Origin of the sequence: Methanosarcina sp. (assembly GCF_028693135.1) — an archaeon.
Taxonomy (GTDB): Archaea; Halobacteriota; Methanosarcinia; order Methanosarcinales; family Methanosarcinaceae; genus Methanosarcina.
Map to the genome: position 1 here is coordinate 66798 of NZ_JAQUVZ010000001.1, position 21365 is coordinate 88162.

Annotated in this window: 16 protein-coding genes and 1 tRNA gene; 15 read left to right on the forward strand and 2 right to left on the reverse strand. The window is 42.6% G+C overall.

The window, feature by feature from the left end:
• Positions 1–110: 110 nt before the first annotated feature.
• The 11 genes from PHF18_RS00245 to PHF18_RS00295 all read left to right on the forward strand — a co-directional run bounded on the left by PHF18_RS00245 (position 111) and on the right by PHF18_RS00295 (position 15352).
• The gene (locus PHF18_RS00245; RefSeq protein WP_300096988.1) at positions 111–1718 is read left to right on the forward strand and encodes a TCP-1/cpn60 chaperonin family protein; all 1608 of its coding nucleotides are present in this window, start codon (positions 111–113) and stop codon (positions 1716–1718) included.
• A gap of 589 nt (positions 1719–2307) precedes the next feature.
• Positions 2308–3375 (forward strand): GTP-binding protein, encoded by a 1068-nt coding sequence (locus PHF18_RS00250; RefSeq protein ID WP_300096990.1) that lies wholly within the window; start codon positions 2308–2310, stop codon positions 3373–3375.
• Between the two features lie 7 nt (positions 3376–3382).
• A complete protein-coding gene (locus PHF18_RS00255; protein WP_300096992.1) occupies positions 3383–3589 on the forward strand; it encodes a hypothetical protein in 207 nt (68 codons plus the stop codon).
• An 862-nt stretch (positions 3590–4451) separates the two neighbouring features.
• Entirely contained in the window at positions 4452–5228 is a 777-nt protein-coding gene (gene mtaC, locus PHF18_RS00260) for a methanol--corrinoid protein MtaC (RefSeq protein ID WP_300096994.1), read from the forward strand.
• A 12-nt stretch (positions 5229–5240) separates the two neighbouring features.
• Positions 5241–6626, forward strand: coding sequence for a methanol--corrinoid protein co-methyltransferase MtaB (gene mtaB, locus PHF18_RS00265; protein ID WP_300096996.1), 1386 nt, complete (start codon positions 5241–5243; stop codon positions 6624–6626).
• Positions 6627–6680: 54 nt separating this feature from the next.
• On the forward strand, positions 6681–7265 hold the full coding sequence (locus tag PHF18_RS00270; RefSeq protein WP_300096998.1) for an acetate uptake transporter: 585 nt from the start codon (positions 6681–6683) through the stop codon (positions 7263–7265).
• A 481-nt stretch (positions 7266–7746) separates the two neighbouring features.
• Positions 7747–8610 carry a cation diffusion facilitator family transporter gene (locus PHF18_RS00275; RefSeq protein ID WP_300097000.1) on the forward strand — a complete coding sequence of 288 codons (864 nt, stop codon included), beginning with the start codon at positions 7747–7749 and terminating at the stop codon, positions 8608–8610.
• A gap of 494 nt (positions 8611–9104) precedes the next feature.
• Positions 9105–11120, forward strand: a complete 2016-nt coding sequence (locus tag PHF18_RS00280; protein WP_300097002.1) for a hydantoinase/oxoprolinase family protein — start codon at positions 9105–9107, stop codon at positions 11118–11120.
• A 162-nt stretch (positions 11121–11282) separates the two neighbouring features.
• Entirely contained in the window at positions 11283–13211 is a 1929-nt protein-coding gene (locus tag PHF18_RS00285; RefSeq protein WP_300097004.1) for a hydantoinase/oxoprolinase family protein, read from the forward strand.
• Positions 13212–13360: 149 nt separating this feature from the next.
• Complete coding sequence (locus PHF18_RS00290) at positions 13361–14146, forward strand: winged helix-turn-helix domain-containing protein (RefSeq protein ID WP_300097006.1); 786 nt, start codon at positions 13361–13363, stop codon at positions 14144–14146.
• Between the two features lie 417 nt (positions 14147–14563).
• Positions 14564–15352, forward strand: coding sequence for a winged helix-turn-helix domain-containing protein (locus PHF18_RS00295; RefSeq protein ID WP_300097008.1), 789 nt, complete (start codon positions 14564–14566; stop codon positions 15350–15352).
• Between the two features lie 534 nt (positions 15353–15886).
• On the opposite strand, the gene PHF18_RS00300 is transcribed toward PHF18_RS00295, so the two are convergent.
• Both PHF18_RS00300 and PHF18_RS00305 read right to left on the reverse strand, forming a co-directional pair.
• A complete protein-coding gene (locus PHF18_RS00300) occupies positions 15887–16309 on the reverse strand; it encodes a cell surface lipoprotein (protein WP_300097010.1) in 423 nt (140 codons plus the stop codon).
• Between the two features lie 239 nt (positions 16310–16548).
• A tRNA-Arg gene (locus PHF18_RS00305) sits at positions 16549–16620 on the reverse strand.
• A gap of 171 nt (positions 16621–16791) precedes the next feature.
• Between PHF18_RS00305 and PHF18_RS00310 the strand changes: the two genes are divergently transcribed.
• From PHF18_RS00310 to PHF18_RS00325, 4 genes are all read left to right on the forward strand, one after another.
• Positions 16792–17976: a redox-regulated ATPase YchF gene (locus tag PHF18_RS00310; RefSeq protein ID WP_300097011.1), complete on the forward strand. Its 1185-nt coding sequence runs from the start codon at positions 16792–16794 to the stop codon at positions 17974–17976.
• Between the two features lie 112 nt (positions 17977–18088).
• Positions 18089–18760, forward strand: coding sequence for an undecaprenyl diphosphate synthase family protein (locus PHF18_RS00315; RefSeq protein ID WP_300097013.1), 672 nt, complete (start codon positions 18089–18091; stop codon positions 18758–18760).
• 6 nt (positions 18761–18766) lie between these two features.
• Entirely contained in the window at positions 18767–19300 is a 534-nt protein-coding gene (locus PHF18_RS00320; RefSeq protein WP_300097015.1) for a hypothetical protein, read from the forward strand.
• 1080 nt (positions 19301–20380) lie between these two features.
• Positions 20381–21355: a DUF128 domain-containing protein gene (locus tag PHF18_RS00325; RefSeq protein ID WP_300097017.1), complete on the forward strand. Its 975-nt coding sequence runs from the start codon at positions 20381–20383 to the stop codon at positions 21353–21355.
• The last annotated feature ends 10 nt before the right edge of the window (positions 21356–21365 follow it).

The following is a 21365-nucleotide window of genomic DNA, read 5'->3' on the forward strand; positions in this document are numbered from 1 at the left end:
AAAGAGATCAGAGATTCAGATTAAATTTTGGCTAAAGGAAGAATATCCGCCATAAATAAGACTTCCGGCAGGTCAAAAACAGCAGAAACAGCAGCAAATGAGGAAAGGACATGGCAAGCGAACTAAAAACACCAGCAAGCCCTAACAGAGAAAGCCAGGACGGAATGGCAAAACTAGCCCGGACGATTAGGGACAAGATCCTTATCGACGAGCCGGTAAAAGAAGAAGAGCTTATCGACCAGCTTGAAAGGGCAGCCATAGAGATTGACGAGCTGCTGGGCTCATCCCTTGGGCCGAAGGGGATGAACAAGATAATAGTAAACCCTGTTGGAGATATTTTCGTTACAAGCGACGGGAAAGTCATCTTAAAGGAAATGGATGTGCTTCACCCGATCGTAACTTCCCTTAAAAAACTTGCGGAATCGATGGATAAGGCCTGCGGAGACGGCACAAAAACAGCTGTGATTTTTGCAAGCAACCTGATTAAAAACGCTGTAAGACTTATCAGGACAGGGGTACACCCGACAATCATTATAGAAGGATACGAACTTGCCATGCAAAAAGCGTATGAGATGCTGCAGTACAGTATAAAGCAGGCATCAGAAGAGGACATACGTACAACAATAATGTGCTCGGCAACAGGAAAAGGGATTGAAAGGCAGCAGGCAGAAGCTGTTACGGACATCGTCCTTCAAGTAATAAAGCACCTGAGCGAAAAGCAGGCAGGAAGACTCGACCTGAACAGGAACATCAAAATCCTCAAAAAGAAAGGTGGATCGGAAATCGTTGCAATAGAAGGCCTGATCATGGATGAAAACCCGGCAAGGGAAGATATGCCGAAAAGTTTTCAGGACCCTGCAGTCCTTATCATAAATTATGACCTCAAGATAAAAAGCGGATACCTAAACCCCCAGCATAACCTCAAAATGGATTCTGTACAGACTTCCCTTCTTTTTGAGGAGAGAAAAAAGCAGATGTGCGGGGAAATTGCCCGAAAGATCATTGATTCGGGAGCAAACGTGCTCTTCTGTGAAGGAGATATCGACCCTTACATAGAAACTCTGCTCAGGGACCATGAGATGCTGGCTTTCAAGAAGCTGAAAACGAAAGACCTCGAAAAACTTTCGGAAGCTACAGGCACAACCCTGAAAGTATTTCAGGACGAGATTCGCCCCTGCGACCTCGGAAAAGCAGATAGTATAAGACTTGAAAAGAAAAACGGGGAAAACTTTGTTTTCATCACCGTGAAAGAGAAGGCAATAGCCACCATCATGATCTGGGAACCTATCAAATATGGACTTGACAAGGTGGAAGAGGCTGTTGATGATGCCCTGAATAATGCGGCATTCCTTATGAAAAACAGGGAAATCGTGAATGGAGGAGGGGCAATAGAATTTGAACTGGCGCACATGGTCAGGCTGTTTGCGGCAACACAGGCCGGAAAGAAACAACTTGCAGTCCAGGCGTATGCAGAAGCCCTCGAAAAGATCCCCACGATTCTTGCCAGAAATATGGGAATGAATGCAATTGATGCAATGGCGCAGATGAAGAATTCATATTCAAGAGGAATAGAGGCAAGGATAGACCTCTCACGAAAGGTAACTGATCAGGGGCCGAAAGTATACGATTCGGCAACTGTCAAGAAACTCGCCATAATAGCAGGCACGGAGACGGCAAAAAACGTGCTCAGGATTGATGAGATCGTCCCAAAGAGATAAGCCAAAAATGCAAGCATAAATCCGGAACAAGGGAGAACCGGATAAATTCAAAAATATCACGCTGATAACAATGCTACTCCCTCTCCGTGAGCATTGTTGTCATATTCACTGAAAAGTGAACTACCACCAGCTAAAGTTAGACCTACAATACTCTTCCCGGAAAGGTGCGGATTTGCCATTTAAAGGTGCCTTTCCGAGAGGGGGGCTGTGTCCATAAAAATTTTGTAAAGGTAAGATACTCCGGTTTTGCCATTTACCGGACGATTGCCAGACGGAAAAACGTCCCGGTACTCTAACCCTCAATCCCCTCACAAAAAGAGTATCAGAACACAGGTAAAAGGTACTTTTTAGACCCTGTTGCCATTTGAAGGGTTTAAAATGAAGGCTGGAAACCCGAATCAGGGATCTATACGCCCCTTTACTGCTGAAAACCTCCAGGCAGGAAAGGGTGCAGTACTCCTGCTTTGATCAATGCGTCAGGCAGGACAATTAAACATTGTCGGACTATAATAATACTGCTGACAGTACAGAGATATTCCAGTAATAATGTCCAATCCTTAATTCAAGTCATGAGGAAGGTGGCAGAGCCATGAAGTGTATGATAATCGGCGGCTTCCTCGGAAGCGGGAAGACTACTACAATAAGAAAACTGATCGAATACCTTGGAGCACAGGGGCAACGAATAGCAATTATTGTCAACGAGATCGGAGAGATAGGGATAGACGGTGACACTGTCTCGGAAGGGGGAGTGGAAACCAGAGAAATTACAAACGGATGCGTTTGCTGCACTCTTAGGATCAGTATGGAGTACACCATAAAAAACCTAATAACTTCCTACCGTCCGGATACTATTATAATAGAGCCTACAGGGATAGCCTTTCCAAGACAGATTAAAAGTAATATAGAAAGCATGGGTATCCCGGATATGAGATTCACTCCAATAGTAAATCTTGTGGACCCCTGCCGTCTGGGCTCGGATGTAGGAGATCTGCAGAATTTTGTTAAAAATCAGATCGAAGATGCCGAGGTTCTGGGTATCAACAAAGTAGACCTCATAGGGCCTGAAAAACTTCTGGAGACATGCCTGCTTCTCCGCAAATTGAACCCAACAGCGCGGATAGTTCATTTCTCAGCCAGGCAAGGAGGAGAAGCCCTGGACAAACTGTTCTGTCTGATCAGGAGAAGCAGCCAGAATAAAACAATTAGTGAAGCGAGAAACTCAATTGAAATGTCCGGAGTTTCAGCTTACTCAACCGAGTTCGAGATAATTTCACAGGAAATACCTCTTGAAACAGCGGTTTCTGTTTCCGGGCAGATCCTGGACGGCATAAGAAATAGAGTAACAGAACTGAACCCTGAATTTACAGGACATATCAAACTTTCCTTTGCACACAAAGAGGATTTTGTAAAGGGAAGTGTGACTTCAGCATATGAAAAACCCGAAATTGAAATCCTTAAAAAAGAAAGGAATTCCCGATCAAGGATTAAGATACTCTCTGCGGTAACATCCGTATCCAGGGAAGAACTTATCAAAACTGTGGACACGACGGTAACTGGACAGCTGGAAGACAGTCAACTTTCATATATAAAGGTGGAAAAAAACGACCACGTCTACCGTCAGGGCACAATAAGTCCCTTTCAACAGAAGAACTTTTGAAGGAAATATGTTTCCGGTTCAGGAAAGCCTTGACCGGACATGCACAAACTTTATATATGATAAAATTGTCCTCGCACCTTGCCCAAAAGAGACCTGCATTAGAAAGGCAAAATGTTCTTTCAACCGTCCAGAAAAACCTGGCATCGGGATGGCAATAAATTTACGGGAAATAGAAGGAAGTTTGCATAAGAAGAAATTTAAAGCAGAGATGTAATAACTTATTAAGGAAAAGTTTGCCCACATTTTAAAAAACGGCACAAAAAAGGCAAAAAATAGGATTTAAACAGAATCAGGGACAATTTAAATACCCCAACTTTAAAAATCTCGATAATATAATAGGGAGAAAATAAAAGTTCTGGAAATACAGAAAAAAATAATGGGGAATGTAAAACTTACTTGCATCCTTTCAAGAAAATATCCAGATGCACATTATTTTGTCTTCATAAAAATTCCAGATAAAACAAATCTACTTGATAATCCCCATAGCTCAAATAAAAACCTTTCATACCTTCAATATCCGCAATCAGAGATATCCCTTAAAAGGGGATAAGCGCCCCATAAATTTTGATACCATTGATCAAATCAATGGGGACGAAAAAACACTTCTTTTTTATAAAATCATTTGCGGAAAAAAATAGAGCGGGAATTATAAAATAATAGCTGCGCAAAAATTAGCACAGGTGAGGGTATATGCGAGGAAATCCAACTTTAATCTGCAAGTGAATTCCCGAATAGTAAGGGAGTGCACCTTTCATGAGTTAACTGGGAAGAAAAGGTCTATTGGCACCTAAAAAGAGGAATTGGAAATCCTGAACTCCAGGATATAAGTAAAATTCCTAAGGAGCCTGAAAAACAGGAATTAGACTGTAATTCAGCACTTTTGTGTAAACCAGTACATATTAAGAGGTTATCCATACCCCTACAATGGAACGAATTCGGCCTGGAGGTTTTCGAATTCATTTACATTGTTTCAGAAAGTATTTCGGAAGAAATACCTGAAAGTTCAGGGAGATGCAACTTGCAGGATCAAGGATCTGAGCAATCCGAGATCTCTTCATTAAAATGGAGGTTAAAATATGTTGGATTTGAAACTGGAAGACATCGATGGCATATTAGTACGCTACAACGTCGCCCTCGAAAAGGAAATGACTCCTGACGAAGCAGCAGAAGAGCTTTACCCGAAGGATGAACTCATCTACCCGATTGCAAAATCAATCTATGAGGGAGAAGAAGACGACGTGGTTGACGGACTCAAAGCCGCAATCGCTGCAGGCAAAAAGCCAATCGACCTTATCAATGATGCTCTGATGGTAGGCATGGGTGTAGTATCCAAGCTCTACGACGATGGTATCATTTTCCTCCCCAATGTTATGATGTCTGCTGACGCAATGCTGAATGGTATTGAATTCTGCAAATCCCAGACAACCGAAGTACCCGAGCCCAAGGGCACTGTTGTCTGCCATGTTGCAGAAGGTGACGTGCACGACATCGGAAAGAACATTGTTGCTGCCCTCCTTAGAGCAGCCGGCTATGACGTAACTGACCTGGGCAGAGATGTCCCTGTTGACGAAGTCATTGAGGCTGTTGTAAAAGAGAAACCAATTATGCTTACAGGTACTGCTCTCATGACAACCACCATGTATGCATTCAAGGAAATCAATGACAAGCTCCTTGAAAAGGGATTAAAATTACCCTTTGCATGTGGTGGCGGTGCTGTAAACCAGGACTTCGTTGCACAGTATGACCTCGGAGTTTATGGTGAAGAAGCTTCAGACGCAGTGAAGATTGCTGATGCAATCCTTGCCAGCGGGAACGACATTGAGAAGTTAAGAGCAGAATTCCACAAGCACTAAGGAGGTAGCAAAATGGTAAAGAAATACACTTCAATGGCTTACGCTAAAGCAGATGACATGCTTTTCGGAAACGCAAAGTTCCCCGTAAAGGCAGGGCTTGGCCTCGAGATCGGTGCTGGCTTCACAACTCCTGAAATTAACTACGCCCCAAGACCTCAGGCAGGCAAGTCAAAAGACAAACTCATTAAGGAATACGAAAGGATTACCACCGATGTAATGGCAAGAATGGTCCAGATCGGTGCTCCTTCCATAGTACTCGAAACCGAACACGTCGAACAGATGTCCAACAACCCCGAATGGGGAGGCGCTGTTGCACATGCCCAGAAGACCATCATGGAAGAATACCACGATGAATACGGCATAAAGTGCGCACTCCGCCACACAATCGGTGACATCCGTGAAGACCGTGACTACCTCCAGCTCAGAGGAGACAAGTATTCAGTCTTCCTCGAAGCCTTTGAAGAATGTGCCAAGAGCGGCGCAGACATGCTTTCCGTAGAGAGCATGGGTGGTAAGGAAGTATTCGACTACTCCATCCTCAGAAACGACACTGCAGGTATCCTCTTCGGCATCGGTGTGCTCGGCTCCATGGACATGGAAATGATCTGGACCGACATTGCAAAGATTGCAAAGAAGACAGGAACTGTTGCAGCCGGTGACACAGACTGTGCCCAGGCAAACACTGCAATGTTCATCGCAGGCGGTCTGCTTGACAAGAACCTTGCCCACACAACTGCAATCGTTGCAAGGGCAATCTCTGCAGGAAGGACCCTCTGTGGATTTGAATCAGGTGCAACTGGCCCAGGAAAGGACTGCGGATACGAAAACACCATCATAAAATCCATCTCCGGTGTGCCAATTGCTCAGGAAGGTAAGTCCTCAACCTGTGCCCACTCTGACCTGATGGGTAACGTGACCATGCAGTGCTGTGACCTCTGGTCCAACGAATCCGTTGAATACCACGGTGAATTCGGTGGTACCACTGTTCAGTGCTGGTCCGAGTCCCTTGCATACGACTGTGCAATGATGAACACCTCTCTGAAACTCGGAAAGGGAAAGGACCTCAGGGACATCCTCGCACTCTCTGACAAGTACAGAGACCCACAGGGATATGTTGTCTCCTATGAAAATGCCTACAAGGTAGGACAGGCAATTGCAAAGGACGGAAACAACAACTACCTCCGTGCCAAGAATGCTGCAATTGAGAGCTGTAACATTGTAGAAGAAGGCATCAACTCCGGCAAGCTCAGACTTACAAGGTTCGAAACCAATGCTCTTGCAAAGGTTAAAGCCGACCTTGTGGCTCTTACCGATGATGCTGACAAGTTCATGAGTGAAAGCCTGACAAAATACAAACAAGAAGTTGCAGTTTTCAGACCTGAAAACTACGGGCTCTAAGCCCTAAACTTCTTTTTTTTTAATTTTTTTTAAAACGGCTTCAGGGGAATAATCATGAGCGAAAACGTAGGAACTTCTACCACAATAGTCGACAAAACTGCAAATGCTGCCCCTCTTGGCTTTACCGGCCTGGGCCTCGCTGCAGTTCTGTTGAGTCTGAGCTACATAGGCGTATACCCAGTGGAGTCAATGATTGTCTCCATGGCAATATTCCTGGGAGGATTTGCCCAGGTGTTTGCAGGAATCATGTGCTGGAAGAAAGGAGATGTTTTTGCAGGAACTGCATTTTCCGCATTCGGCCTTTTCTGGTTCTCACTGGCAGGACTGCTTGTAATGCCTGCAATAGGCTGGGCTGAAGCCTCTTCTGGAATCGCTATGGCCGCATATCTTTCCGTCTGGGGTATGTACACCTTTGTTATGTTAATCATTACAATGAAGATAGGAGTCAGAGCCCTTCAGTTTGTATTTGCAACATTATTTATATTATTTATGCTGCTGGCCGTTGTAAACGCAACCGGAAGTACCGGGCTGCTTGTAGTGGCTGGATATGTCGGACTTATTATGGGTCTTGGATCTCTGTATACGGCTCTTGCCATGGTAATGAATGAAATCCATGGAAAGACAGTTGCTCCACTCTGAAGATAAAGTAATGACAGCATTACACCCTCAGTAAAAAGGAAAACGGAATTAAAAAACGGAATTAAAAAACGGAATTAAAAAACGGAATTAAAAAACGGAATTAAAAAACGGAATTAAAAAACGGAATTAAAAAACGGAATTAAAAAACGGAATTTGAGAGAAACCTACACCAACCTAAAAGACCTACGAAATCCCATAAAAACAGCAGGGCAAAAACAGGACAGAAAGCCCAAAAAAAAATTCAACCCTCGAAAACACAGGTTATAAATCTGTGTTTTCAAGATACATACCCTCTCCAAGATCTATTGATATTAGTGGCTGAAAATGCTGCGTTATGTACCACATAAGGGAAAATGTAGGCTTTCAAGGTCTTATTAAATTTTTAAAATAACTTAAATAATAAAGTAATCACTTTTCGATCCGGTCAAATGGGCCCGCTTTATGAAGGAGGATTAAAAGAATCAATAACGGTGAGTTTCGGATGAAAGCGGACAAAAATTTGAATAAAACCCGGAACATATCATATACAGGGCTTTTTTTTGGTCTTGCACTAACTCTCTTCAAATTGGTTGCGGGACTGTTGGGACACAGCACAGCACTTATCGCGGATGCAGTTCGTTCCTTTTCAGAGTTAATCGGTGAATCCGTAAAGCTTCTTGACCTTTTTATCTCCAGCAAACCCGAAGACTGGAGCCATAATTATGGGCATGGAAAAGTTGTGACCCTCTTTACGGGAGCCGGAGCATGTATGCTCCTTTTTGCCGGAGTACAATCATTTACTCTAGCTTCAGGAGAACTACTTATATTTATGCAGGGAAGAGAGGCTGAAACCCCTGAAATGTTTGCACTCTACGCTGCTGCTTTCACCCTTATATCAAAAGAAATTGTTCCTTTTTTTAACAGGAGAACCTGGAATCAAAATGAAGGGATTTCATCAGAAATTGACTCTTATACAAGAAACGCTCATATCAGAAGTTTATTTATTTCCTGTTTTGTTACTCTGGGCATAGGATGTACGTTTCTCCCCGGAAAAAACGGGGTTATAGCTGATTCTTTAATTGCAGTTCTTTTAAGCCTTTACCTTATCGGAGCCTCGGGCAAGCTCCTCTACGGCACTGCCAACGAGCTCATAGAAGCTTCCCTTGATGAAGAAAATAATCGGAAGATCAGAGAGATAATAAACAGAACCGAAGGAGTACTGGGTTCTGGAGAGCTTAAAACAAGGAGAATAGGAAACGGGATTGCAATCAATGCTTGTATTACTGTAAATAACTCTCTGAACATTCAGGAAGTTACGGAGATTGCGGACCTGGTGGAAATGAGACTTAAAACAACCTATGGGTAGGGTATATACACCCTTATAAAAGCAGAACCTGCCCTTGAGAGAAATTGTTCTTTCCAGAAAAAGATCAACGTTTCTGAGAAAGGAAGAAAAAAGATAGTGGTATAAATGACCAATAACAAAACAGCCAATAAATAAGCGAGAAAATAACGTTCGACAATTAACGTTTTGATACCTTAGACTTTGAACTTTAGTCCAATTAATTACCTGCTGTTCGGACCTGGATCAGAGAAAATCCGTTTAAATTTTACAGGCTTTAAAAAATATCTTTAATTACTCAGGTTTCATCAGATATCCATTTAGCTACTACATGTTTAACAACTATTCAGACTTTAACAATAATAACAGGCTTTAACCAGTAACGAAATCTAACGAGAAACCAGAGTCAGAAAACTGACCAGGTTATTAATAGCAATTACTAAACATTACCGGAAACTAATAACTCCGGAAAACCTGAAGAAGCCACTATCCAATTTATAAGAGAGGTAAGTAAGAAAATGCACTTCAGTCTTGGAATCGATGCAGGAGGCACCTATACTGATGCCGTTATCATAAGGGATTCTGATGGAAAAGTAGTTGAGTCGAGCAAAGCCCTGACGACCTACCCCGACCCCCTGCAGGGAATGAAAAATGCAATCGATAAACTGGATTTCGACTATCTCAAGGATATAAAGCTCGTATCCGTATCCACCACTCTGTCCACAAATACGATTCTGGAAAGCACCGGATTTCCGGTAGGGCTGATCATGGTCGGAGACTATGTGATCCCGGAGAAACTTCCAACAGACTACTGGATAGCAATCTCCGGCGGGCATAACAGCGACGGAGAAGAACTAAAAGCCCTGGACCTTGATTCAGTAGAGGAATTCGCTCTCAAAGTACAGGACAAAGTTTCTGCGTTTGCGGTTTCTTCGTACTTCAGCAACCGAAATCCCGAGCACGAGCTCGCCGTCAAAAAAGCCGTAAAGAAACTTACCAGGCACCCGGTTGTTTGCGGGCATGAGCTGTCCCAGGATCTTGGAGCCTATGAAAGGGCTATAACTGCTTTTCTCAACGCTCAACTGATCCCAATTACCCATAAGTTTATCCAGTCAATAATCAAAGAATTTGAAAGCCGCGGGATCAACGCAAACATGCTGATGCTAAAGTGCGACGGGTCAGTAGTTGGAATAGAAGAAGCTCTGGAAAAACCCATCGAAACTATCTTTTCAGGGCCCGCTGCAAGCCTTGTGGGTGCATCTCACCTCAGCAGGCTTGAAACATGCGCTATGATTGATGTTGGCGGTACGAGTACGGACGTAGCCATGATGCAAAACGGGCTCCCACAGCTTAGCAGCTCAGGTGCGGTCGTCGGCGGCTGGCAGACCCGCGTAAAAGCTCTCCGTATGGAGACCTCAGCAACCGGCGGAGACAGCCACATATGGCTTAAGGGTGACCGGATCAACTTAGGCCCCCGCCGGGTGATTCCTCTCTGCAGGGCCTCTGTCACATATCCCGAATTCAGGGAGAAACTTAAGCATAACAGGGTAGCAAAAGGTTATCTCTGTGAAAACATCCAGGTAACGAAATTTTTTGTCCGTACAGATTTCAGGCCTATTGAGCTGAAAGCAGGAGAACAAGAGATATACAGGCATATAGGAAAAGAGCCTGTTTCCTTCGGAGACCTGCTAATAGCACTGAAAAAACGCCCCTCGCCTTTACTACTCGAGTCACTGATACAGAAAAGGCTGATTCAGGCTATAGGTTTTACACCCACCGATGCCCTGCATGTCCTTGGAGAATATACCGAGTGGGATGTGGAAGCTGCAAGGTTGGGGGCTTACATACTTGGAAGGTCCCTGAAGCTAAGCCCGGAGGCTTTTAGTGCTGAAGTAAAGAGCAGGGTTGCGCGCAACATTGCCGAAGACCTTATCGCATATTTGATAGAGGGAATGCCCAGAAACGAGATTGACAGAGTACTTATGGGAAAGAACTTTACGCGCTTTAGCGTGGAAATTCCTGTTGTCCTTCTCGGAGGACCCGTCGGAGCATATGGTGAAGACCTGAGAAGACTGATTAATGCAGAGTTCATAGTTCCTGAACACGCTGATGTTGGCAATGCAGTTGGCGCCCTTGTTGGAAAAGGAATTAAAAGGGTAGAGATTCTCATAAAAACAAGACTTGTTCCCAAATCCAGGGAAGAAAAACCTGAAGATGAGGGGGAATACAACATAGCTCCAGAGAATGAAGTTATAGAAAGTACCCTTCAACAGGAAAAGAAAAACGAATTTATTGTGTTTTCCCCTTCAGAAAGGAAGAAATTTGACATATACAGCGATGCCCTGGAATATGCAGAAAAGATGGGAAGACAGCTTGTCATGGATTATATGGTAAGTGCAGGGCTTGAAAAAGAGGACATAAAGATAGATGTCAGCAGGAAGCACCTGGCACCCACCGGCTGGACAGACGTGCCTATGGAAACAAAACTTATCTATGTAGGAGTCGGTGTTCCGAAGAATACCCTGAAAGTCTAAAAGAAAAGGCAGGAAGAAATGGAAATTACAGTTACACATTATAAATAGAAATATATATATATTGTGACATAACTCCACAAATCCGATAAGAAGGATAATGAATAAAGCTAAAAGAAGATATAGATCGCCTAAAATTGAGTAAAAAATGGGGCTGTTTTGACAATGCAATATAGTCTGGGTATTGACGCAGGTGGAACATATACTGATGTAGTTATCTTAAGGGATTCAGACAGCAGTATCCTTGATACAGGCAAAGCAGTTACCACCTATCCAAACCTTATGACCGGAATTCGGAACGCAATTGACAAGTTGAACCCGGAATATCTTAAGAAAGTAAAACTTGTGTCGGTTTCCACAACTCTTTCAACAAATACCATAATGGAAAGGACAGGGTATCCTGTTGGACTGATCCTTGTAGGGGACTACACCATTCCAAAGGAGCTCCCAGCCGACTACTGTATTACAGTGAATGGGGGACATGACAGCAATGGAAACGAACTCCACCCCCTTGACATCACAGCTGTAGAGCAGTTTGCAATAAGTCTAAAAAATAAAGTATCTGCATTTGCCGTTTCTTCCTATTTTAGCACCAGAAACCCGGAACACGAACTGAAGGTAAAGAACATAATCCTCAAACTTACAGGGCATCCTGTAGTTTGCGGGTATGAACTCTCCCAGGAACTTGGAGCTTACGAAAGGGCAACAACCGCGGTTTTAAATGCTCAACTAATTCCCATAACATACCAGTTTATCCATTCCATCATGGCTGAAGTAAAGGAAAGAAAGCTTGATGCGACGGTTCTTATGTTAAAATGTGACGGCTCAGTTATAGATATCAAAGGAGCAAAACTGCGCCCGATTGAGACTATTTTTTCCGGTCCCGCTGCAAGTATTATGGGGGCGTCACACCTTTCAGGGCTTGACACATGTGCTGTGATCGATGTTGGAGGGACGAGCACAGATGTGTCTATAATTAAAAACGGCGTGCCAGAACTATGTGAGAAAGGGGCAATTGTTGGAGGCTGGCAAACCCACGTAAAAGCTATAAAAATGGAAAGCTCCGCAAACGGAGGAGATAGCCATGTGTGGTTCAAGAAATGCATAAGGATAGGACCAAGAAGAGTCATGCCCCTCTGTTTTGCTGCGGTAAACTACCCTAACTTCAAAGAAAAACTTGAAAAAAATCCTATACCTTTAAGGACCATGCTCAATGAGCATATCCAGCCCACCAAGTTTTTTGTAAGAACCGGAGTAACACCCATCAACCCCACAGAGAGGGAGAAAAAGCTGCTGGAAGTTATAGGAGACGAACCTATTTCCATCCATGAAATATTAAATAAAATGAAGCGTGTTCCTTCTCCTGCAATCCTTGATTCCCTGCTCAACCAGCGGGTGATCCAGGCAATAGGCTTTACGCCCACTGATGCCCTGCACGTCCTTGGGGAATACACGGAATGGGATGTAGAAACTGCCCTGATAGGAGCCAAAAAACTTTCCCGCTTTACTCAAATGGGAGTGCATGTCTTCTGTAAAAAAGTAAAGCAGCAGGTTGCCAGAAATATGGCTTACAGCCTGATGTCCTTTATAATGGAAGGAAAGGGAAAAGATGGAATAAAAATGATGCTGGAAGAAGAAGTTCCTGTCCAGTACAAAGTAAAGATTCCCATCGTTCTGCTGGGAGGACCGGTAAAAGCCTACTATGGAGAGCTAAAAGCTCTCATTGATGCAGATATTATTGTCCCCGAGCAGGCAAGAGTAGGCAACGCTGTCGGAGCTCTCGTAGGAAAAGGAATTAAAAGAATTGAGATAACTATCAAGCCATACTCGATGGAAAATCCGGATCAGAATTTCCTTGTATTTACGCCGATTGGAAGAAAAAAGTTTGAACAATATCGGGCTGCGGTGGAATACTCCCAAAAAACCGGGGAAGAGATGATCCTGGATTCGATGAAAGATTTCGGGCTTCCGGAAAGTTCAATAAAGATAGATACCAGCATAGAGTATCTCGTCCCCCCAGGATGGAAGCAGACCCCAATGGAAACAAAGATGACGTTTGTAGGAGTCTGCGCCCCTGGTTATTCAACAGACTGAAGTCTACAGTTGTATTCCCCAGAAACAGGTATTTCGAAAAAGTGCCGGAGAATCTTTGACTTTGAAAAAGAACAGCATAAGAACCCCCCTGCCGGAAAGAAGGACCGGCAGCATATCGCAGCATTTTATACTGTAGGAAGTAGGGAGATATGGAATCCTCACTTATTGATCTTGTTTTTCGCTCCGATAAAAGAAAAAACCTTCTTATACTGCTGGATAGCGGCTCAAAAAACATTGATGAAATCAAGAATGAACTAGATGTTACTGCCACGTCAATTCTTCCACAGATAAAAAAATTGATAGATAGCGATCTCATCGTCCAGGAAGACCGAATGTATAAGCTCACGGTGCTGGGAGAGTTCATAATCAAAAAGGTAAAACCGCTGATCAGTGCCCTTCAGGTGGTAGAAAAAAACAACTGTTACTGGACAGGTCATGATCTGAATTCAATCCCCCACCACCTTCTGGAAAGAATCTCAGAGCTGGGAGATTGCATTCTCGTAGAGCCGGACCTGAACCACATTTATGAACCCTCTCAGAAGATTATTGATAGCATGGCAAATGCAAAGATGGCTTCAACCCTTGCTTCATATTTCAATCCTGCCTATCTGCCCCTATATGTTGAGCTTGGCAGAAAAGAAGCTGAACTTTCCCTTAATTTTACACAGTCGGTCTGGGATCATCTTTCAAAAGAACACTCAAATATGATAAAAGAGCTAATGAGCATGGATAATGTGAGCCTTTACATCTCTAAAGAGGGAATAAAAATTTCTGAAATTACAGTAACTGATAAAATAATGCTCCTTGGGCTCTTTGACAAAAATGGAAAGTTTGACCAGCAGTTTATTCTGAGTTTTGAACCTTCTGCCCTGCGGTGGGGCCAGGAATTGTTTGACTATTTCAAGAGACTGTCCAAACAGGTAAATAAGATATAACTTAAAAAGGGTCATAAAAGAGGAAAAGTGCAGGACAATACCTCTGAGCTAAAGACTCAGTGGTTTCCTGTTGAGGTTTTATGAATCCACCAACTGATTTTAAATATATACTTATTCGCTTTTCCGGCGGGGGAAAAGAAGATGGATCAAAGTTTTGCCGTATAAGACTTGGATATGGGGACACCAGAAACAAAAATAATGAAAAATAATTATATATATTATAGTAGTAGTTGTTACACATAAAAATGGCAATTTTCAGAATGTCCTCATAATTCTTAACCTTAAGGTACTTTTCCCATAAAAAATGATAATGGCAAGGTAGAAAGGTTAGAGAAGTGTATAAACTTCTGGTATAGACATATATAGAGATATATACAATGTTAGATATGATAGGATAAAAATAAGAGAGGGAATTAGATGGAATCATCATTGCTGGATGTTCTCTTTCTTTCAGAAAAAAGGAAAAACCTCCTTCTGCTGCTTCTGGACGGACCCAGGACCATCGAAGAAATTAAAAACACACTCGATGTACGCTCAAGCCCTATAATGACCCAGATAAAGATCATGATGAAACAGGACTTGATTGTCGAAAACAACAGGCTCTACAAACTTTCCAGTATCGGAGAGGTTCTTGTCCCCAAGATGAGAGCAATCCTTGAGACTTTTAATGTATTCGATAAAAACCACGATTACTGGATTAACCAGGATATGACATCAATTCCTCCTGAATTCCTGGATAATATCGGACAGCTTGGAGACTATAATGAAGTAAACCCTGATCGAAACCATGTGTTCGAGTACCCAAAAGAAGTCGTAAACCACCTTTCCGAATCCGATAAGGTAATGATCTCATCTTCATTTTTCCTCCCGATCTATCCTTCGCTCTGTATAGAACTTGCAGCAAAGGGTACGGATATTACACTTGTATTCACGGAGTATGTTTATGACAGGATGCTCAACGACTACAAAAAAGAGCTTGAACACTTCCTGAACTTAAAATACACTAAACTCTATGTCTGCAACAACAATAATATGAAAATTGCATCAAGCATAGTTACAGAGAAATTTATGGCTTTATCCCTCTTTTGCAATAGTGGAATCTATTACAATCATAACCTTGTGAGTTTTGACGAAAGCGCACTTAAATGGGGAAAAGAACTTTTTGACCATTATAAAGGTATGTCAAGGCCGATTACAAGGGTCTGAGAGAAATTCTCTCCTCCATAAAATTCCAGATTACAAATAACTTTTAAACAGATTAGCCTTAAAAAGATCAACTCTTAAGAGGCGCTGCCCGGCAAACAGTAGAAGGCTCCTTTTCCGCAGAGAGCTTTAAGAGAACTTTATTACAACAATCCTAACGCTTTTTTTCGTAGAGGCTCATAGAGAGCCTGAAATTTATGCATGTGAACGGGTAGTATGGCAGGCAGGCATCTTTAATCCGTATTACTTTTTAACCCTAATTTGACATATTCGGCTAATTAATACAGTATTTTATTACACAAAACACGTTGTATAGACACATTACATTTTGATAAAATGAAAAATGTCTAAAAATCATACGATGCAAGAAAAAACTTTGAATTATATAAAGAAAACAGAAGCATGAAGCCCATTTAGACATTATAAAATGTGTGCTTCTGTCAAATGGGTTTTAACTGAAACTCTGCCCGACCACGCAGAAGTCTGAGATCAGTAGAAAAAAGCAGTGGTTTTTAAAAAATTTGAGAACAGAGGTTCTCAGTTCACCCTGATCGTAACATTCATTTCCGGAACGTCTTTTACAGTGAAAAGGTATGTCCCTGGAGTATTAAATGTGTAGCTATAAGGGACACTGTAAGCCATTTCCTGATCCGAAAAGAGCCCTTCTTCACTTACCAGGACATAATTTCCCTGCCTTTTACCACTCCACCAGGAGACGGTATCCCCTGCCTGGACATCCAGTTCTGAAGGTCTTATTACATTATAATACTCAAGACGGACAATATGGTCCTTTCCAGACCCTGAAGCAACATTTTCCTGCGGTACGTTTTCTTGCGATTCTGTTACTGCGGCTTCTGAAGCATCGGATTCTTCAGTCGCAGTCCCCGCATCTTCCTCAGCACAACCGGAGGCAAATAAGAACACAAACACCAGAAGAAAAACCAGAATTTTTCCTTTCATAGATATCACTATCTTTCAACCTTTATAAAACAAGTTCGTTTACATTCATAATATTGTAAAGATATTTAAAACAAACAACAAAATTAAAACAAACAAAAAAATAAAAAAACAGAGATAAAAGGAGAAATAAGGCAACAGAGAGGAAAAAAGGAAAAGAAATAAGCAAAAATAAAGAAAAAATAAAGAAATAAGCAAAAATAAAGAAAAAATAAAGAAAATAGAAAATAAAGAAAAATTGACGTCCCGACTGAGACTTGAACTCAGGTCTAAGGCTCCGCAGGCCTCAAGGATATCCACTACCCTATCGGGACGCAAGCGAGTAACTCTGATAAGCACATTCTATGATATAAACTTTATCACTCAACAGCCGGATGAACCTGCAGCGCATCTGTCTGTTTTCCCTGAAAAAGGAGGAAAAAAACCTGTTTCTACGGCTTTGATATCAATAAAGATTAAATGCAATATGTTCGTTTTTATAATTTATGTCGATGACCATAGGCCTTGCAGGAAAGCCCAATGCGGGTAAATCCACCTTCTTCAAAGCAGTTACCCTTGCAGACGTTGAAATTGCGAATTATCCCTTCACAACCATCAACGCCAATCACGGTGTCACATATGTTCAGGCTGAGTGCCCCTGTAAAGAGAAGGAAAAAACTTGTGGGAAGTGTGTGGATGGCGTCAGACTTGTCCCGATTGATATTATTGACGTTGCGGGGCTTGTGCCGGATGCATGCAAAGGGAGAGGACTTGGAAACACTTTCCTGGACGAACTCCGGCAGGCTCAGGCAATAATTCATGTTGTAGATGCCTCAGGCGGGACAGATGCTGAGGGCAACCCTGTAGAAATAGGAGACCATGACCCTCTTGAGGATGTGGTTTTCCTGAACAGGGAAATTACCATGTGGCTCTATGGAATTCTGGAGAGGAACTGGGTGAAGCTTTCCAGAAAAATCCAGGCAGAAGGGTTAAAGCTTGAAGTCGTCATTTCAGAACAGCTTGCAGGGGCAGGGATAAATGAATATCACGTAAACGCTGCCTTAGTTGACACGGGGCTTGTAAGGGTGGATCACATAAAATGGACTGAAGAAGATATGATCCAGCTCTGTGATACTATGAGAGAGATAAGCAAACCCCTGCTTATAGCTGCAAATAAGGCAGATATTGCCCCAAGAGATAACTTGAATAAACTCAAAGAACTTGACAGGATAGTAGTACCTACGAGTGCAGCAGCCGAACTAGCTTTGAAATCAGCGGCAAAAAATGAGATAATCAAGTATAAGCCAGGAAATGGATACTTCGAGATGCTTACAGAAGATCTTACAAAAGCCCAGAAAAAAGGGCTTGAAGCCATCCATAAAGTAGTTGAACGGCTTGGCACCACCGGTGTTCAGGAGTGCATAAACAGAACTGTCTTTGAACTTCTGGACCTCATTGTAGTATATCCCGTAGAAGACGAAGGTAAATGGTCCGACAAAGTAGGAAATATGCTGCCAGATGCTTACCTTATGAAAAAAGGTTCTAACTGCCACGACCTTGCATACCAGATCCATACCGAGATAGGAGATCGTTTCCTGTATGCGGTGGATGCAAGGACAAGACTCAGACTTGGGGAAAAACACGAGCTGAAAAATGGGGATGTAATCAAGATCGTATCTACTGCAAAATAATCTGCTGTAAAATAGCCGAAAAAACCCGCATGCCTGAGAAAAACCGGAACCCGGATTAAACAATGAGAAATAAATACCAGGCCATTTAAGGCTGTTTTAGAAGGAATACTCGATGGACCTGCTTTTTGGTTATCTCCTCTATGAGAGGTACCTGACCTGGCAAATAACCAGGTCAACTACAAAGACCCCGGCGCATGTGGCTATCATACTCAAGGAAACCGATCTCCTTGACATTAAAGGGATGGAAAAACTCCTGAGCGCGCTCCTCGCATTCAAAAAGTTTAAGGTAGAACTCGTGAGCATTTATGTGGACATTCTTAAGACGGATCAGCTGGTGAAAACCGAGCTTGCGTCAACGATTGGAACCCTATTGGAAGAAAGTTTCAGAGATATTCTTTCCGGAACAGGTTATGAAATATATGGCCTTGAAGGGGAAGTAAAGAGCAGCCGGCAGGGCAGGGATTTTTTTGTATATGTATCACTTGGTTTTGGAGGAAGAGGAGAAATCACCAGGGCTGTACTTTCACTTCTTGAGGAGGTTAAGGCAGGACATCTCAAGCCGGAAGAAGTGGACGAAAAAATGCTTGAATCACACCTCCTTGTCAAACATGAACCTGATATAATGATCCGTTCGGGAGGGCAGAAACTTTCAGATTTTCTTGTATGGCAGTCCGTATATTCGGAACTCTATTTTACTGACATCAACTGGAAAGATGTGCGAAAAATAGACATTCTGAGAGTAATCAGGGATTTCCAAAAGAGACAGAGAAGATACGGAAAGTGAGAAGCGATGGAGTTTGGAGAAAACCCCGGAAGCTCTTGTTATGTGGTGGTAGTTTGCCCAAAATGCAGGCAGCATGCCCAGATAACAGAGCCCGGGAAGAAAACCCTTAGATGCCAGCACTGCGGAGCCATTCTGCAGGTGCGAAAACTCAGAATATTAGGCTCTTTTGAAGAATTATCCGAAGCTGTGAAATTCAGAACTCGCTTGCAGGCTGACCTTTCAGGGAAAGGAAAAGAAACGTTTTCCCTGAAACCCTTTCCGAAAGAAGCCGCAAACTCAAACCCCGGAGGTCAAGCCATAAAAGGAAAGGCTCAACCGGGGTCCGGAACTACTTCCAGAAGCACAGCCGCTAAAAAAGACCAGAAATCAATCCTCAATGAGATCCTCAGGGTTTCGGATGGGAAAATAGGAATTGAAGAGTTTCGTGAGAAGGCTGTGGAAAAAGGGATAAGTCAGGAGAAATTTGATGCAATTTTGAAGAAACTTCTGGAAACAGGAGAGCTTTACTCTCCCGAACCTGGAATTGTAAAGCTTGTATAATATACAAGTAACCAGATAGGCTATTCGCTGCTGATGCCTGTTATTGAGAATTCACGATTCAGAAATTCACATTTGAGACTGCCAATATAACTGGCTACCACTTTAAAATGACTGCGGGTGCCATAAAGGAAAAAGTTAATAAGAAGCTGGAAAAGAAAAAGTTAATAAAGAGACGAAACAGAATTTTTTGTTATCCAAAAAATTCTCTTTTCCGAGATTATAAGTAGCAGTTATTGTCAACTACCCCCTGAGCTAAAGACTCAGAGGTTTTCTGCTGAGGGTTTATGAAGTTGAATAAGACAAACTTATATTAAGTACGAAAATATTTACTATAATTGAGTATTTAAAATCAGGATTGAATCCGTTTGGAGCAATCGAAAAATAGCCAATTATATTAAAAAATAGTTATACTGACCCGGAACTCATTGAAAAACTCGTTGAGGCGTCCCGGCAAACTACTTGTCAACTACCCCTGAGCTAAAGACTCAGGGGCTTGTCTAACAAGCCCTGGTTGACCAGATCACCGATTAGAAGCTTTGGAAAATCGGTAAACGATAGGAAAGAAATAGTTACCCTTGAATGTCGCCTCAGTTTAAGGCTCTAAGGATGCAGGTTAAACAGTCCTGAGAGGTAGGGGCAGTGCTTGCATCGTTAAACCTTTCCATATCAGATCGAGAGGAGGACGGATTCCGGAATTGACTGGTTCCAGCTACGCTGTAACACTCCAACTTCACGAAGTTGGAGTCCTTTCAGCTTTGCTGCAACACTCCAACTTCACGAAGTTGGAGTCCACAATTCAGATACGCATTACCCTACGTATGTAGGTGGAGGGTGATTTATTCGCCCTCATTACATTAATAAAAAACGAATTCAACAGAGCAGGACGGAGAAGTTTACGCATTCCTCCCCTGAGCTAAAGACTCAGGGGTTTCCTGCTGAGAATTTATGAAACTCTACTGAAACCACTTAAATTTACTCATTGAGACACACACAAAATGATTCAATGTGTGGTCTTTGTGGTTTTATCACGATTATCCGTAAAGATCACGGAATTGATACAGGGTATAACGGTGTTATAACATGATGGATCCGCAAATAGAGAGAAAACTCATTGAAATCATGAGGGTGATTCACGAAAGTGACAAACCTATAGGTGCCCGGGCGATAGCTGACGAATTGAACAACCGGGGCTATGATATAGGAGAGAGGGCTGTCCGCTACCACCTGAGGATCCTGGATGAGAGAGGGTTTACACACAAACACGGATATGCCGGGCGTACGCTTACGGATCTTGGAGAAAACGAAATGAATGATGCCCTTATAGGGGATCGTTTTGGGTTTGTGATATCCAGAATCGAAGAAATGGCATTCAAAACCACTTATAACCCTGAAACAGACAAAGGGGATGTCGTGGTAAATATTTCTTATTTTGACAAAGACGATTTCGAAACTGTTGTTGATTTGATTTCGTATACAGCCCACTCAGGGTACATGATAAGCCCTAAAGTAAGAGTCTTCGAAGAGGATTCCGAACCTGAAATACCCCTTCCCCCTGGAAAAATTGGAATAGCTACCGTATGTAGCGTCACTTTTGATGGGCTTCTCCTGAAAGCAGGTATTCCTGTAGAACCCGCATATGGAGGGATCCTCCAGATCGAAAACAGGAAACCAGCACGTTTTCTTGATCTAATCTCCTACAGCGGGACTTCCATTGACCCTATAAAGATTTTCATGAATAGGGCCCATACCTCAGTCCTTGAGGTACTTGAGAAAGGGGAAGGAAAAATCCTTGCCAATATGCGGCAGATAAATGCCTCTGCTTATGATATGACAGGAGAGCTTTTGAAAAGGGTAGCAAAGGTGGGTTTGGCCGGCTGTATCACTACAGGAGAAATTGATGAGTTTTTACTTGGAGCTCCGGTTGACATCGGAAAGTTCGGAGTTGCGGTAGTGGGAGGAATTAACGGGGTCTGTGCCCTTGAAGAGACAGGAATAAAGATTGAAACAAACCCGCTTTCCACGATGCTTGAATACCGGACAATGTCAGAACTGTAAATCAGATACG